The sequence below is a fragment of the Deinococcus apachensis DSM 19763 genome, from assembly GCF_000381345.1.
Lineage (GTDB): Bacteria > Deinococcota > Deinococci > Deinococcales > Deinococcaceae > Deinococcus > Deinococcus apachensis.
On sequence record NZ_KB906399.1, the window covers coordinates 200,372 to 214,660 of the forward strand.

Here is a 14,289-nt window from a genome sequence, read left to right on the forward strand (position 1 = left end):
ATGCAGGGACTCCTCTCCGACCTGCCCCTGATGGGGATTCTCGAATTGGTGAACACCACCCGGCAGACCGGCGTGCTCGACGTGAAGGCCGAGGTGCCCTACACGGTCGCCTTCCTGGGCGGCGAGGTTGTGGGCGGCGGCATCCTCGACTGGCTGGGTGTAGACGCGCTGCACGCCAGCCCGATGCTCCCCGACGAGGGGAGTTTCGAGTTCAAGCTGAGCGCCGTGACCGGCTCCCCCCTGGGCCCGTACGACCACTTCATGACCGACTGGGCGCGGGCCTCGGACGAGTGGGAGCAGGTCTGCGCCGTCATCGGCAGCCCCAGCCGGGTGTTTCAGGGAGGGGTGCCGCTCTTCGATGAGCCCGAGGGCCGCAGCGTGCGCGGCGCAGCGCGGCAGGCCGAGCTGCCCCTCTTTGACGTCGCCCAGACCCTCGCCGAGGCGGTGCGGCAGGGCCGGGCCGAGCCCACTGGTCGCTATGCCTGGCACAGCCTGCGCCTGCGCTCGGGCACGACCCGGGTGGCCCCCTCCCCCGTGGCAAAGGCGCTGGACGGCGAACATAACCTCGGCGAGGTGATCGCCGGGGGCCAAGGCGAGTGGGCTGTGCGCGACCACCTCCTCGCCGAGATCCGCGCGGGACTGCGCTTTCCCGGCAGCGGTTGGGTCCTGCGCGACCTGATCTGGGAGGAAAAGCACCTGCGTTAGGGGAAGGTTTCTACCAAATTGCGATGATCCCAGGGAATCATCCGAGCGGAGCGAGTGGCAAAGAATACGGGATGACGCAGATGGAGGAATATCTGGTGCTCTCCCGGCTGTTCGGGAATCGGAGCTATGCCGTATTGCTCCCTCCCCCTCTGTGGGCTGAGCACTGCACGTAGGACTTTCATAGAGGAAAAGGTCGTGTAGCTCGACAACAAAGCTCCTCCCCCTTGAACGCCTGTAGTGCCCCTTGAACGCCTGTAGTGAAATGGGGAAAACGTCTGCTAGAACGAAGTCTTTTTCTCCCTCTCCCGCAAAGGGGAAGGGTGACGAGCGCAGCTCGTCCTCGTGCCAGACAACGAACACCCTACTTCCCCCAAGTTCTCATTTCGCATCAAGCATCCCCGGGAGGAGGCTGGAACTCGCAGAGCTGCTTGCAAAGGGGGTGAACAGACCTCGCGTCCAGGGCGAGTCTCCCTTTTCAGACGGCGCAGTGAGGGCCGCTCACACTCAAGCTCAAGAAAAGAGAGGCGGACGTGTATTCATCACGCCCGCCTCCCCTCCTGTCCTGCTCAGATTTCGGCGTGGGCCGGGGCCATTCGCTCGCCCTTCTGCCGCGTCGGCATGCTGAGGTTGGGCATCATCAGCGTGGCGAGGAAGGCGAGGGCGGCCACCAGGATGGAGTAACGGTAGATGGTGGCGATGGTCTGCGCGAAGGCGACCCTCGTCGCGCGGGCGCTCACGAGGGCGACCTGCTCGCCGTCGTCCACACCCTTCAGGGCGGCGCTGAGTGCTTGCTGCTGCGCCTGCTGGGCGGCGGCGGGGGCGGCCGCATCCAGCCCCTGCCTGATCCCGGCCAGGATTTGACCCCGGGCCTGCGGGCTGGCGAGGGCCTGCGCGGGAATCTGCGAGAGACGGGCGCGCAACTGGGCGGGAAGCTGCGGGTTGGCGGCCACGGCGGCCAGGCGGGCGGAGTCGCCGCTGTTCACGGCCGCGACGACGGCGTTGTACGCCTGCCCGAATCCAGCGGTCACGCCCGCCGCCACGCCCCCGGCGGGGATGTCGGTGAGCTGCTTCTTCGCCTCGGCGGGCAGCGTCTTGTTGTTCTGGATTGCGGCGATGGCCTCCCGGTCACCCGTCTCGATGGCCTGGGTCACGTTCCGGCGAAGGTTGGCGAAGGTCGCCCGGATCTGCTCCGGGCTCTGCGGCGCGGCGTTGCGGTCCTGGTTGCCGCTCCCGCCCGACCCGCTGCGAATCCCCTCGCTGATGCTGTTCAGGGTGGTGGCGACGGTGCCCTGCTGCGCGGCGGCCTGCGCGGCGAACTGGGTGGCGAGGTTGGTGGTCAGGCCCGCCGTGAGAACCGCGCCGAAGATGGCGGTGCCGATGGTGCTCCCCATCTGCTGGAAGAACTGCCCGGCGCTCGTCGCCACGCCGATCTCCCAGGGCTTGACCGAGAGTTGCAGGGCGGTCGTGTACAGCGGCAGCGCGGGACCCAGGCCCAGGCCCAGCAGGACCATCCGCAGCACCACGCCGGAGTAGGGCGTGTCGGCATTCAGGGTGCTGAGGCTGAAAAAGCCCAGCGCGGCGACGACCAGGCCGATCAGCATGAGCGGCTTGTACCGCCCGATGCGGCTGGCGATCTGCCCCGAGCCGATAGCGCCGATGATCAGGCCCACCGTCAGCGGAATGGTGGCGGTCCCCGCCTTGGTGGCGCTCACGCCCTGCACCTGCACGAGGTACAGGCTCAGGAAGAGGATCGCCCCCAGGAAACCCGCGCCAATCAGGAAGCGCGCGACGGCGCCCCATGCAAAGGTCGGGTTGCGGAAGAGGGCCAGAGGCAGGATGGGGCTGGGATGCCGGGACTGCGCGAAGAGGAAGGCGATCAGGGCGGCGGCGCTCAGGCCAAAGAGGCCCAGAATGGTGGGACTCGTCCAGGCATAGTTGCCGTCCGCACCCCAGGTTAGGGCGAGCAGCAGCGGCACGGTGAAGACCAGGATCAAAAAGGCGCCCAGCCAGTCCACCCGCGCCTGGAGACCGCTGGCGAGGCGGGGCATCTTGCTGGCGATAAAGGCGAGGGCGATGAGCCCCAGCGGCAGGTTCACGTAAAACACCCAGCGCCAGGAGATGTTGTCAGTCAGGAAGCCGCCCAGCAGCGGCCCGATCACGCTGCTCAGGCCGAACACCGCGCCGAACAGGCCCTGGTAGCGGGGCCGGTCGATGGGCTCGAACAGGTCGGCGATGATCGCAAAGGCGACCGAGCCGAGCGCCGCCGCCCCCACGCCCTGGAGGCCGCGGAACACGACGAGCTGCATCATCCCACCGCCGAAGAGGTTGCCGAGGAAGGGTTCCCCCGCCAGACCACACAGCGCCGAGCCCAGCAGGAAGATGACGATCCCGATCATCAGGATGGGCTTGCGGCCGTACAGGTCCGACAGCTTGCCGTAGATGGGCACGAGGGCCGTGTTCGTGAGGAGATAGGCGGTGGTGACCCAGGTGTACAGCGAGAGCCCGTTGAGGTCCTGGGTGATGCGCGGCATGGCCGTCGCCACGATGGTCTGGTCGAGCGCGCTGAGAAACAGCCCCAGCAGCACGCCGAACAGGATCACGCGCTTGGTGCCCATATCGAGTGTCTGCGCGTAGTTGATGCGTGCGGGAGGGGTTTCAGTGGGTGCAGTCATGAATCCTCCTGGGAGGGGGGGGCACAGCCGGGGCCCGGACTAACCTCGGCGACCAGGGCGCGGACGGCGGCGGCGGCGGCGCGGATCGTCTCGGGGCGCACCTCGCGGAAGGCGTCCTCGTAGGCCCGGATAAAGCGCGCGTCCATCCGGGTCACGATGTCCAGCCCCTGCGCGGTGGGAACGACGAGCTTCTCCCGGCGGTTGTCCGGGTTCTCGCGGCGTTCGGCCAGACCCCGGCGCACCAGCCGCTCGACGAGGTGGCTGGCGGCGGGCAGGCTCAGCCGGGCGCGTTCCGCCAACGTCGTCACGGTCAGGGGTGCCTGGGCGCGAAGCTGGTGCAGGGCCGTCATCTGGGTAAAGGTCAGGTCATGGTCCTGAAGCTCGTCTTGCATGTTCAGCAACACGCGCCCGCTGATCAGGCGGTGCAGCCGCCGCATCTCCTGGCCGAGCTGGACGGCGTCGGTGCCGGTGTCCCCGTTCGGAGCATTGGCCTGGGCCGTCTTGTTCATCATGGTTCCAAGCTTGGAAGTATCTCAATCATAAGACGGTATGATGGACCCCAAACGTCGCCAGATCAAGCCCGGCGAGGAGCCTAAGCCAGAGCGCTTAGGCTCCTCGTCTTGGGATTCAAGCAGGAGCGTTGAGCGCTTTTCGGGACCAGGGCGTGAACAGACCGCCGAATGGATCAGGGCAAGTGGCGGCTTCCGCGTGATTGGAGAACCGCCGCAGGTTTTGGGTGAGCCCGGGGCCGGGGATTCGGCCTTTACCCCGAACGAGTCCAGCCGGGCGTGGAGCCCACCCCACTGTCATGCTGGGCCGCAGGCAAAGCATCGCCAACGGCGCGAGTAGGCGGGACTCTGAACATGCGCTCAGGGTGACACCCCTGGTCGAACCCGCCTATCAGACCGATTCAGGAACAGCTTCTCTGGAGGCCGTGCCCCTGAGCAGACCCAGCGCGTACTCCCCCATCTGGCGGGGAATGTCGACGCCCGTGGTGCTCACCGAGTTCTTGAACTCCATCGTGTGGTTGATCTCGATGACGAGGAGGCCCCCCCACTCGTTGCGGCGCTGCGCGTCCTCGACGAGGTCGATGGCGACGATTTCGCCGGACACGGCGGCGGCGGCCCGCCGGGCGAGGTCCGCGATCTCGGGCGTGACGGGGCAGTTGCTCGCCTTCGCGCCGCGCGCCGTGTTCGTGATCCAGTGCTCCGAGGTGCGGTAGATCGCCCCGATGCACTCGCCGCCCACCACGAAGGCGCGGATGTCGCGCCCCGGCTTGTTGATCAGCTCCTGCACATAGAAGACGCCGTGCTGCGGACCGCCCAGCACCTCCTTATGCTCGATGATCGCCTCGGCGGCGTCGCGGTCGTTGATGCGGCTCACCATGCGGCCCCAGGAGCCGACGGTGGGCTTGAGGACGACCGGGTAACCCAGTTCCTCGATGAGTTGCAATGCGGCTTCGCCGTCGAAGGCCACGCCGGTTCGGGGGGTGGGCAACCCAGCACGGGCCAGCGCCGCGTTTGTGGCGAGCTTGTCGCCGCACAGCTCGATCACCTGCGAGGGGTTGATGACCCGCACGCCCAGGCCTTCCAGCGCCCGGGTGACGGCGTGCCCGCGCGACTGGCTCACGCAGCGTTCGAGCGCCACACGCCAGGGCACCCGCCCCGCATCGTCGAAGGTCACTCGCAGCTGCGGCGTGTACACCTTGTCGTAGGGCACGCCAAGGCTGTCCAGCGCCTCGAAGAGCATCTTCTCGTCGGGGCGGATGCGGTCGTACAGAACGGCGAGTTCGGCCATAGGGCTCCGGGGAGCAGTCAGCCGTCAGCGCTCAGCGGTCAGCACCCCGGCTGACGGCTGAACGCCGATGGCTGAACGCTTATTCTCCCCAGTCCTCCGCTTCCTGCGGGGCCTGCTCCAGCCGGGGAGGATCGATGGACACCACCTCGTACTCCACCCCGGTCTCGTCGTCGATGACGAGTTCGCCGAGTTCGGGGTCGGTGAGTTCGATGGTGGCGCCTGTCTCCGGGTTTTCAAATTGAATGGTGAGCATAACTTCTCCTTGCGAATGGCAGGCTAACGCTCCTAAAAATTTACAGGCATTATTGTCTAGGTTACTCTGCCTCCTCGAACTCCAGTTCGATGCGGGCGCGGCAGTGGGGACAGGAGACGATGCTCGCCACGTGTCCGGCCTGGGCCTCGATGATGGGGGCCTCGGCCAGCATGTCCTCGGTCACGTCGAATTCCTCGCCGCAGTTGGGGCAGGTGGTCAGCACGCCCAGCAGCTCCAGCTCGAAGTCCTCGCCGGGGCCGTTGCGGGTCACTTCCATCTCGGCGTTGCAGGAGTCGCACACGATCACATCGCCCACCGACAAGTCAGCGCGGTCGGCGTCGCTGAGTTCCAGCACCTCCGCGCACACGGGGCAATCAATTTCCAGGGTCGCCATGGCCCCAGTTTACGGGGTGGGCTCCTGTGGCCGTTCCCCCGGAAAGCGCCCGTACTTCTTGAAAAAGGCCAGGATGCTCCCCTCCCGCAGCGCCTCGCGCAGAAACTCGGGCGGCGGCGGAAGCTGGAGGGTGCCGCCCGCATAGGTCAGCTCGCCGGTCTGGGCGTCCAGCCTGACCTCGTCGCCGTCCTGAAGCACCCCGGTCAGGTCGGCCTCGAAGGCGGGGATGCCCAGGTTGAGCAGGTTGCGGTAGTGGATGCGCGCGAAGGAGGGCGCGACGATGCCGCCGATCTGGAGCTTTTTGAGCGCCTGCGGGGCGTACTCGCGGCTGGAGCCCAGGCCCCAGTTGCGCCCGCCGATCAGCACGTCACCGGGCCGCACCTGTGAGGCGAACTCGGGCCGGATGTAGTGGAAGGCGAAGGTTTGAAACACGTCCTCGCCCGCCATGAAGGGGGCGAACTTGCCGGGCAGGATGTCGTCGGTGTTGACGGAGTCGCCGAATTTCCAGAGGCGGGGCATGTCAGTTGATCTCCAGACGGTAAGAGGCACAGGCAAAGGTCACGGCATCAACCGCTCGCGCAAAACCATGAGGAGCATTCACACGCAGAAAAACCTTGCCGCTTTCCTCTTTCGCAACACCGACCGTCAGCATCCCGAGCGAAAGGTCGTACCACACGTTCCCGTCGTAATCCGTGCCTTTCAAACCTCCCTCAAAAGCCCCTTTAAGCCCATCGTCGAGGGTAGTTTCACCCACGCGAGCGAGGAGTTCCAAGCAAGGCAAGAAGTTTTCGCCCTGAATCCACGATGTATGCGCTCTCATACCCCCACCGGCCCTCTTACATCCTCCGGCAGCGCAATTCGCCCCATCACCGCCGTCGCCGCCGCTACCGCTGGACTCGCCAGGTAAATCTTCGCGTCCTTGTCCCCCATCCGGCCGATGAAGTTGCGATTGGAGGTCGAGACGCAGACCTCGCCGGGAGCGAGGACGCCCTGGTGACGGCCCATGCACGGCCCACAGCCCGGAGTCCCCAGCACCGCCCCCGCCTGCATCAGCGTGAGCAGGGTGCCGTCCGCCATCGCCTCCTCCATGACCTGGCTGCTGGCGGGGATGACGAGGAGACGGGTGGAAGGGTTGACCCGCTGACCCCGCAGCACCTCGGCAGCGGCCTGCAGGTCCTCAATGCGGCCATTGGTGCAGGTGCCGATGAAGACCTGATCGACCTTCAGGCCGCGCAGTTCCGAAACGTCATGAACGTTGTCCACCTCGCTGGGGACACTCATGCGCGGGCGCAGGGCGGCGAGGTTGATCTCGACCTCGCGGACATACCTGGCGCCGGGGTCGGGATACACCCAGTCGGGGATGTCGTAGCCGTAGTCGGTCAGGATCTCGCCCCCGGGGACGAAGAGTCCGGCCTTCGCTCCGGCCTCCACGCACAGGTTCGCCAGCGTCATGCGCTCGCCGCGGGTGAAACGGTCCCCGGCATGCATCTCGATGCTCTGGTAGGTGGCGCCGTCGGCCCCCAGGACGCGGATCATCTCCAGGGCGGCGTCCTTGGCGGTCACGCCGGGCCTGAGGTCGCCCGCAAACGTGACCTTCACGCTCTCGGGCACACGCAGCCAGGTCTTGCCGCTGGCGGCGGCGAGGGCGATGTCGGTCGCGCCCATGCCGGTGCCGAAGGCCGCGACGGCCCCATACGTGGTCGAGTGGCTGTCGGAGCCCAGGACGATCCAGCCGGGTTGCGCGAGGCGTTCCTCCATCAGCACCTGGTGGCAGATGCCGCGCCCCACGTCGAAGAGACGCACGCCTGTCGCGGTGGCGTACTCGCGCGCCTCCTTCTGCGCCTGCGCGACGCTGACGGTGGCGGCGGGGGCGACGTGGTCGATCACGATGGAGACGCGCCCAGGGTACTTCGGCGTGGCGGCGAGATCGCGGCGCATCCGCTCGATGAAGCTCTGGGCGATGGAATCCACGACCATGACCTGATCGACGTCCACCACGGCGAGGTCCCCGGCGTACACGATCTGCGCGCCGCGCCGGGACAGAATCTTTTCCGCCATCGTCTGCGGGCGGGGAGGGGAGGCGGTCATGGCCGCCATTGTCGCGCGAAAGGACGGGGGAGGTATAGGGTTGAATGCCCAAAAGGAAGATGACCTAGCATATGCCAGGTATTACAGAGAATTGCGCGGCCCCAGCCTATGCTGGGGGTATGGTCAGACTTGAAGAAACCCCCCTCCCCGGCGTGGGGGTGCGGCACGATTTCGATGGGCGCTTCGGCAAACGCGTGGGCGTGATCACGCACCGCGACGGACGACGGGAAATCTTCGTCTCGCGCCGCGACGACCCGGACGCCTGCGCGCAGAGCATCGTCCTGAGCGACGAGGAGGCCGAGGCGGTCGCCGATCTGCTGGGCGGCAGCACGATCACCCGGCACGTGTCGCGCCTCGCTCAGGATATCGAGGGCCTGGCGATGGACTGGGTGAACTTGCCGGGCTTCAGCCCCTACGCGGGGCGTCCCCTGGGCGACACCATGATGCGGACGCGCACCGGGACGAGCATCGTGGCGATCATGCGGGACGGGCAGGCGGTTCCCGCGCCGGGGCCGGAGTTCCCGCTGCGCGCCGGGGACACGCTCGTCGTGGTGGGCACGCCCGAGGGGGTGGTCCGCGCGGCGAACCTGCTGAGCGGCGAGGGCTGACCTCCTCCCCATCCCCTTCCCGCACGCCGTCCCCGCCTCTCTCACCTTTCGACGAGGTTCGACGTGCCCCTGGCTCAACTGTTTCTGGAACTCGGCGCGGTCATTCTCGCGCTCGCCTTCGTGGGGCGGGCGGCGGGGCGGCTGGGCCTCACCCCCATTCCGCTGTACCTGCTCGCCGGGATCGGGCTGGGAGCCTTCATGTCGCTGGGCGACGCGCCCACGGAGTTCATCCACATTGGCGCGGAGATCGGCGCCGTGCTGCTGCTGTTCACGCTGGGGCTGGAATACACCAGCCAGGAACTGCGCGACAACCTGAAGGCGAACCGGCAAGTTGGCCTGCTGGACCTGGGCCTGAACTTCACGCCGGGGCTGGTGGCGGGCTTCGCCCTGGGCTTCCCGCCGTTGGCCGCCGTGCTGCTGGGGGGCGTGACGTATCTGACCTCCAGCGGCATCGCCTCCAAGGTGCTGGCCGACCTGGGAAGGCTGGGCAACCGCGAGACGCCCGTGATCCTGGCCGTCTGCGTGCTGGAGGACGTGGCGATGGCCGTCTACCTGCCGGTCATCGCCGCGCTCCTCATCGGTGGCACGCTGATCGCCATCGAGATCAACCTGCTGGTGGCGCTCGCGGCCTTTGCGCTGGCCTTTTTCCTGGCGCTGAGATACGGGCACGTCCTGAGCCGCCTGATGAACGTGCAGAGCAGCGAGGCACTCCTGCTCAGCGTGTTCGGCCTGGTGCTGGTCGTGGCAGGGGTGGCGGACTTGCTGAAGGTCTCCGCCGCCATCGGCGCCTTTCTGGTCGGGATCGCCCTCTCGGGCGAGGTGGCCGAGCGCACCCGGGGGCTGATCGAGCCGCTGCGCGACCTGTTCGCCGCCGTGTTCTTCGTATTCTTCGGGCTGCAGCTGGACCTGGGAAGCGTGCCAGGCGTGCTGCTGCCCGCGCTGGCCCTGGCCGTGATCACGGGCGCCACCAAGTTCATGACGGGCTGGTGGGGGGCGGCCCGGGCCGGAGTCCAGACGCGGGGCCGGTTCCGGGCGGGCGCCACCCTGATTCCGCGCGGCGAGTTCAGCATCCTGATCGCGGGGCTGGGGCTGGAACTCGTGCCCATGCTGGGGCCGCTCGCCGCCGTGTACGTGTTGCTGACCGCGATCCTCGGCCCGGTGCTGGCCCGCTTCGACGCGCAACTCGCGCCGCTCTTCGACCGCAGGTTGCGGGAGGCGCGGGCGGGGTGAGGACGTTGGCACGGCCCTGCTCGTCCCACGCGTCCACTGGGGATGACTGGAGCCTTGCGGCGGGGATGGCGCCTGCCGCGTGGTTTCCAGGTGGGAAGAGTCCGGCACCCCCTCTTTGACAACTCTGTCGGATAGGGGCAAGTAGGTTGACCGGGCATGACCAAACGTTTGTTGCTCCCCACCGCCGCTCTCGCCGCCGCAGCGACCCTGGCCGCCTGTGCCCCCACCGCCACGACGGCCATGATTGCTGACCCCGTCTTTGCCCAGGGGCAGGTCTGGGTCATGACCCCGAAGGTCGCCGACGCGGGCGCCCCGCGGACCATGACGGTCGGCGTCCGTGACTTCAAGGTGAGGAACGCGGCCTCGTACGACCCCACCTTCATCCGGCTGAACGACAGGGCGATGGCCGACCTGTTCTTCTACGACCCCGCCGACTCGGACCCCGAGTTCATCTTCGCCATGCGGCTCACCAGCACGGGCAGCGGGGATTACGAAGCCTGCCTGGTGCGGGAGCCCGGGGCCGTGCCGGTCGGGAAGCTCCTGACCAGGGCCTACGCCAAGAACCTCGGGGACCGGAAAGTGTTCGATCTGTTCGACGACTACATCGACACGGGGAAGATGGACGGGCTGGCGTCCTGCACGCTGACCCGCACGAAGTAGGCCGGACCCACGTCGATAAACAGGAGGCCGGGGCTTTTGCACCCCGGCCCCCTGCCTTTTGCCTTTAAACCGCCAGTCCCTGCGCGTGGGCGCTCACGTCCCTCGCCTCATACTGGCCGGGCGGGAGGCCGATGACGGGCATGTTCGCCTCGAACTCGTCGCGCCAGCCGACCTCGTCTAGGGCCTTTTTCCAGGCGCCGATGCTCTCGTTGCGGTAGATCGAGTAGGCCGCCATGCCGACCTCAGGGCCGCCACGGGCGATGACGGACTCGACCCAGGCCCACTTGGCGGACACGTTGCGGAGTTCGGCGGTCGTCCGCAGCTCCTTCTGGATGCGCTTGAGACGCTTCTCGATGGTCTGCACGCCTGCGAAGGGGTCCGCGAAGTGCGGGGTGTGCCGCTTGGGCACGAAGGGGCTGATGCCCAGCGCGACCCGGTTGATCTTCGCCAGGTCCTTCGTGAAGCTGATCAGCTCGGTGATGTCGTCGTCGTTCTCGGGACCCAGGCCGATCATCATGTAGACCTTGATGCCGGAAAAGCCTAGGTCGCGGCTGATCTGCGCGGTCTTGACGAGGTCTTCCGTGGTGATGCCCTTTTTCAGCCAGCGGCGCAGGCGTTCGGAGGGGGCGTCGGAGGCGACGGTGAAGGTCCGCAGGCCGCCCGCCTTCAGGATGGCGGCGAGTTCCTCGTCCACCGTGTCGGCGCGGATGCTGGAGACGCCGAGCTTGATGCCCCGCTCGGTGAGTTGACGCCCCACGTACTTCGTATGCGGGAAGTCCGAGAGGGCCGCGCCCACCAGCCCGACCTTCTCCACCCAGTCAGGGATGGTGTCGAGAAGTTCCTGCGCCTGGTTGTTGCGGTTGGGGCCGTACATCGTGCGGGCCAGGCAGAAGGTGCAGGGACGCGGGCAGCCACGCTGTGCCTCGACCAGGAACATATTGCTCAGCTCCGAGTGAGGCGTGACGATCTGGCTGTAGGCGGGCAGCAGTTCCTTAGGCGCGGTCGCCCAGGTCGGCTCGTGGACGTGCCGGGAGGGGAGGAAGATGCCGGGCATGCCGTCGATCAGGTCGTAGAACTCCTCACGGGTGCTCGACTCGCGCAGGGCCTCCGACACCACGGGAACGATCTGCTCGCCGTCGCCAATCACGATCACGTCGGCAAAGGGCGTCAGCGGATAGGGGTTGGAGGAGGTGAAAGGGCCGCCGATCATCACAACGGGGTCGGTGTCGGTGCGTTCCTCCCGCAGCGGACGCATGCCCGCCACATCCAGCATGCGGATGATGTTGGTCAGGTCCAGCTCGAAGGAGACGCTGAGGGCGAAGAGTTCGCAGTCGCCCGCGTCGCGCCCGCTCTCGACGGTGGGCAGCGCCTGTCCAGTTCGCTCGAAAGCGTCTACATCGTCGGGGAGGAAGGCCCGCTCGCAGGCGACGCCTTCTTCCTGATTGAACATGCGGTAGATGACCTGATAGCCCAGGGAAGCCATCCCCACGGAATAGCGGTTGGGAAACCCCAGCGTGACGCGGATGGGCGCCTGTTTGAAAAGCGTCCCGGTCTCCGCGTCAAGCAGCGGTTTGATTTGGTTGCGCCAGTAACTCAAGAAGCCTCCACTGTGCCTAAGGGATAGGGGCGCTGGGAGCCTGAAGCCTTTCAGGAGTCAGCGCACGTCACAATCGAATAGTTTAACGGATTTTGTTTCCTGAACTGAAGCGCGCGTCACGGCTCGCCCTTCAATCCAGGCGACCCAGAAAGGCGTGCGTGCGGTAAGCGAGGGTGACCATGCCGTCCTGCTGATGCTTGTCGAAGAGGTGATCCAGTTCACGCGTCATCGCCGGGTAGGCGGGATCCTCGGGCGAGGGCAGGTAGCTGACACTGGCGGCGAGGGCATGCAGGCGCTCACGGGTAAGCGGGAGGGGATTCTCGAAAGTGACCCGTTCGAAGCCACCGGGCAGGAGATGGGGCAACTCCTGCTCGGGGACACGGGTGGCGACATCCGGCGTCCCCGCCTCCTGAAACTGCCGGACCGTCTCGCCGTAAGCCTTGTTGAAGCCTGTTTCCTCGCCCCGCCAGTCGTTCCAGACGAGCAGGACAAAACTTGCGGGCTGGAGGATGCGGCGGAACTCGCGGATGGTGGGCTCGGGGGTGAACCAATGGGCAGCCTGGGCAGCGGCGACCAGGGAGACGGACGCGTCCGGCAGGCCGGTGGCCTCGCTGGTGCCGTCATGAACAGTGAGGCAGCCCGCCGTGGTCTCCCCTGCCAAGGCCGGTGCAAGCTGGGCGCGCATTTCGGGATTCGGCTCGACGGCGTGAATCTTCACCCCGTGCGCGAGCAGCAGGCGGGTGAAGAGGCCGGTGCCCGCGCCGATGTCGGCCACGCCGCCGGAGAGCAGGCCACGCTCCTTCAACCACAGACCAAGGGCAGCTGCGTAGGAGGGCCGGGCCGCCGCGTACACTTCCGCGCGCCCCAGAAAACGGTCGGGGGCGCTCACCGCTGCGCCCCCCGTGCAGGGCGCCACGCACTCGCAATGAAATAAGTCAGGCCGCCCAGCAGGCCAGCCACAACGAGGAAGCGCAGCAACCGCGCCAGCACGCCCGCCAGCCCGACCACGAAGGCGCCCAGCCCCACGAGCAGTTGCCCGGCCAGCCACACCAGCGCCAGCGCGGTGACGGCCAGCAGCACCACTCCGGCCAGGGCGATCAGCAGGCGTGTCATGGGGGGAGGATAGAGCGCCGAGGGGGAGGCCGTCAGCCCTCGGTGAGAAGTGGGGCCTCCCGCGTGTTTCCAACAGAAAGGAGCGCTCCCGCGCGCCCCTCGATTTGCCTGCCAAAACTGTCCCCAAAGTAGCCCTGGCCCTTCCGTGGTGCAACCCCGAGACGTTTTCCCCGGCTTCACGGACAATGTGGGCGGTCGCGCGGCCAGACCCAAACGGCAGGCCAGGTGTTCGTCACCTGAACGGGAGGTTGTATGACCACTCCGCAACACATCGCCCTGGACTTTTTCCGGCGGCCCAAGCCCCACACCGACCTCGGCCCCTATAGCGTGGCCTTCCAGGACTTGCCGCGCGACGTGCCCGCCCTGTGCCAGATCGTGCGCGGTCTGGTCCTCCATCCCTTCGACGCGCATCTGTTTGGCGTCCAACTCCCGCCCGAACGCGACCCCCAGGACGGCTACCACCGGGGCGCCCAGGCGAAGTTGCACCGCATCCTTGAACTGGACGGGCGCGATCTCATCCTGCCCAGATCACCGGAGCTGCGGCTGTCGGCGCACTGCATGAACTTCGCCGTCCTGCTCGCCGCGCTGCTGCACCACCAGGGGGTGCCCGCCCGCGTGCGCAGCGGCTTCGTAATGACCGGTGAGCAGCATTACAACCACTGGATCACGGAATACTGGCGGGACGACGGGGCGCGCTGGGTTCGGGTGGACGTGCAGATGGGACCCGAGCAGCACCGGGCAGGGGGCGTGACGTACGACGCCCATGACCTTGGACCCGAGCAGTTCCAGACGGCCACCGAAGTGTGGGGGCGCTGCCGGGGCGGGGCGAGCGACGCAACTCTTTACGGCTGGGACTGGAGTCAGCCCCAGTCGCACGGCTGGCCCTACCTGCGCGGACAGGTCGTGCATGACCTCGCCGCCATCCACGGGATCGACAGCTTTCCCAGTTCCGACCGCTGGGGCTTAATTGGCGTGGCAGAGGTGAGTCAGGACGATCTGGCGCTGCTGGACTGTGCTGCCACGCTGGCAAACTTCGGCAATGACGCCTGTGGGGAACTCCGGGCACTTTACGAGGGTGATTCTCGGCTGCGTGCTCCCGAACTCGCCCCGATCCGGGCAGGTTAACAGGCGGGGGCAGGGAGCCGCGCTGACCCCCTGCCCCTCACGCTGGC

The 14,289-nt window shown here is 67.1% G+C and carries 16 protein-coding genes; 5 read left to right on the forward strand and 11 right to left on the reverse strand.

Annotation, left to right across the window (positions count from 1 at the left end; genetic code table 11):
• On the forward strand, positions 1–705 hold the full coding sequence (locus F784_RS0105490; RefSeq protein WP_019585710.1) for a DUF4388 domain-containing protein: 705 nt from the start codon (positions 1–3) through the stop codon (positions 703–705).
• 566 nt (positions 706–1,271) lie between these two features.
• Here F784_RS0105490 and F784_RS0105495 read toward each other — a convergent pair.
• From F784_RS0105495 to F784_RS0105530, 8 genes are all read right to left on the reverse strand, one after another.
• A complete protein-coding gene (locus F784_RS0105495; RefSeq protein WP_019585711.1) occupies positions 1,272–3,377 on the reverse strand; it encodes an MDR family MFS transporter in 2,106 nt (701 codons plus the stop codon).
• A complete protein-coding gene (locus tag F784_RS24410) occupies positions 3,374–3,889 on the reverse strand; it encodes a MarR family winged helix-turn-helix transcriptional regulator (protein WP_019585712.1) in 516 nt (171 codons plus the stop codon). Before F784_RS24410 ends, F784_RS0105495 begins: the two co-directional genes overlap by 4 nt.
• Before the next feature lie 388 nt (positions 3,890–4,277).
• Positions 4,278–5,174 carry a lysine biosynthesis protein LysX gene (gene lysX / locus F784_RS0105505; protein ID WP_019585713.1) on the reverse strand — a complete coding sequence of 299 codons (897 nt, stop codon included), beginning with the start codon at positions 5,172–5,174 and terminating at the stop codon, positions 4,278–4,280.
• 79 nt (positions 5,175–5,253) lie between these two features.
• Positions 5,254–5,427 (reverse strand): lysine biosynthesis protein LysW, encoded by a 174-nt coding sequence (lysW, locus tag F784_RS0105510; protein ID WP_019585714.1) that lies wholly within the window; start codon positions 5,425–5,427, stop codon positions 5,254–5,256.
• A gap of 61 nt (positions 5,428–5,488) precedes the next feature.
• Complete coding sequence (locus F784_RS0105515) at positions 5,489–5,821, reverse strand: zinc finger motif protein (RefSeq protein ID WP_019585715.1); 333 nt, start codon at positions 5,819–5,821, stop codon at positions 5,489–5,491.
• 9 nt (positions 5,822–5,830) lie between these two features.
• Entirely contained in the window at positions 5,831–6,340 is a 510-nt protein-coding gene (locus F784_RS0105520) for a LeuD/DmdB family oxidoreductase small subunit (RefSeq protein ID WP_019585716.1), read from the reverse strand.
• A gap of 1 nt (position 6,341) precedes the next feature.
• Positions 6,342–6,593: a hypothetical protein gene (locus tag F784_RS0105525; RefSeq protein WP_157465035.1), complete on the reverse strand. Its 252-nt coding sequence runs from the start codon at positions 6,591–6,593 to the stop codon at positions 6,342–6,344.
• Between the two features lie 44 nt (positions 6,594–6,637).
• Entirely contained in the window at positions 6,638–7,909 is a 1,272-nt protein-coding gene (locus F784_RS0105530; protein ID WP_026332290.1) for a 3-isopropylmalate dehydratase large subunit, read from the reverse strand.
• Positions 7,910–8,028: 119 nt separating this feature from the next.
• Between F784_RS0105530 and F784_RS0105535 the strand changes: the two genes are divergently transcribed.
• The 3 genes from F784_RS0105535 to F784_RS0105545 all read left to right on the forward strand — a co-directional run bounded on the left by F784_RS0105535 (position 8,029) and on the right by F784_RS0105545 (position 10,407).
• Positions 8,029–8,517 (forward strand): cation:proton antiporter regulatory subunit, encoded by a 489-nt coding sequence (locus F784_RS0105535; RefSeq protein WP_019585719.1) that lies wholly within the window; start codon positions 8,029–8,031, stop codon positions 8,515–8,517.
• Positions 8,518–8,580: 63 nt separating this feature from the next.
• Complete coding sequence (locus F784_RS0105540) at positions 8,581–9,747, forward strand: cation:proton antiporter (protein WP_019585720.1); 1,167 nt, start codon at positions 8,581–8,583, stop codon at positions 9,745–9,747.
• Positions 9,748–9,903: 156 nt separating this feature from the next.
• Entirely contained in the window at positions 9,904–10,407 is a 504-nt protein-coding gene (locus F784_RS0105545; RefSeq protein ID WP_019585721.1) for a hypothetical protein, read from the forward strand.
• A 64-nt stretch (positions 10,408–10,471) separates the two neighbouring features.
• On the opposite strand, the gene F784_RS0105550 is transcribed toward F784_RS0105545, so the two are convergent.
• The 3 genes from F784_RS0105550 to F784_RS0105560 form a co-directional block, all read right to left on the reverse strand.
• Positions 10,472–12,004 carry a B12-binding domain-containing radical SAM protein gene (locus F784_RS0105550; protein ID WP_019585722.1) on the reverse strand — a complete coding sequence of 511 codons (1,533 nt, stop codon included), beginning with the start codon at positions 12,002–12,004 and terminating at the stop codon, positions 10,472–10,474.
• Between the two features lie 130 nt (positions 12,005–12,134).
• Positions 12,135–12,893 (reverse strand): class I SAM-dependent methyltransferase, encoded by a 759-nt coding sequence (locus tag F784_RS0105555; protein ID WP_026332291.1) that lies wholly within the window; start codon positions 12,891–12,893, stop codon positions 12,135–12,137.
• Entirely contained in the window at positions 12,890–13,117 is a 228-nt protein-coding gene (locus F784_RS0105560) for a hypothetical protein (RefSeq protein WP_019585724.1), read from the reverse strand. Before F784_RS0105560 ends, F784_RS0105555 begins: the two co-directional genes overlap by 4 nt.
• 252 nt (positions 13,118–13,369) lie before the next feature.
• Between F784_RS0105560 and F784_RS0105565 the strand changes: the two genes are divergently transcribed.
• Positions 13,370–14,242, forward strand: coding sequence for a transglutaminase-like domain-containing protein (locus tag F784_RS0105565; protein WP_019585725.1), 873 nt, complete (start codon positions 13,370–13,372; stop codon positions 14,240–14,242).
• Positions 14,243–14,289 lie beyond the last annotated feature (47 nt).

What these genes read in the sequence shown, in the direction of transcription:
- F784_RS0105565 (WP_019585725.1), top strand. Translation starts at nt 13,370, where the DNA reads ATGACCACTCCGCAACACATCGCCCTGGACTTTTTCCGGCGGCCCAAG.
- F784_RS0105490 (WP_019585710.1), top strand. Translation starts at nt 1, where the DNA reads ATGCAGGGACTCCTCTCCGACCTGCCCCTGATGGGGATTCTCGAATTG.
- F784_RS0105535 (WP_019585719.1), top strand. Translation starts at nt 8,029, where the DNA reads ATGGTCAGACTTGAAGAAACCCCCCTCCCCGGCGTGGGGGTGCGGCAC.
- F784_RS0105530 (WP_026332290.1), bottom strand. Translation starts at nt 7,909, where the DNA reads ATGACCGCCTCCCCTCCCCGCCCGCAGACGATGGCGGAAAAGATTCTG.
- F784_RS0105495 (WP_019585711.1), bottom strand. Translation starts at nt 3,377, where the DNA reads ATGACTGCACCCACTGAAACCCCTCCCGCACGCATCAACTACGCGCAG.
- F784_RS0105520 (WP_019585716.1), bottom strand. Translation starts at nt 6,340, where the DNA reads ATGCCCCGCCTCTGGAAATTCGGCGACTCCGTCAACACCGACGACATC.
- F784_RS0105560 (WP_019585724.1), bottom strand. Translation starts at nt 13,117, where the DNA reads ATGACACGCCTGCTGATCGCCCTGGCCGGAGTGGTGCTGCTGGCCGTC.
- F784_RS0105545 (WP_019585721.1), top strand. Translation starts at nt 9,904, where the DNA reads ATGACCAAACGTTTGTTGCTCCCCACCGCCGCTCTCGCCGCCGCAGCG.
- F784_RS24410 (WP_019585712.1), bottom strand. Translation starts at nt 3,889, where the DNA reads ATGATGAACAAGACGGCCCAGGCCAATGCTCCGAACGGGGACACCGGC.
- lysX (WP_019585713.1), bottom strand. Translation starts at nt 5,174, where the DNA reads ATGGCCGAACTCGCCGTTCTGTACGACCGCATCCGCCCCGACGAGAAG.
- F784_RS0105515 (WP_019585715.1), bottom strand. Translation starts at nt 5,821, where the DNA reads ATGGCGACCCTGGAAATTGATTGCCCCGTGTGCGCGGAGGTGCTGGAA.
- lysW (WP_019585714.1), bottom strand. Translation starts at nt 5,427, where the DNA reads ATGCTCACCATTCAATTTGAAAACCCGGAGACAGGCGCCACCATCGAA.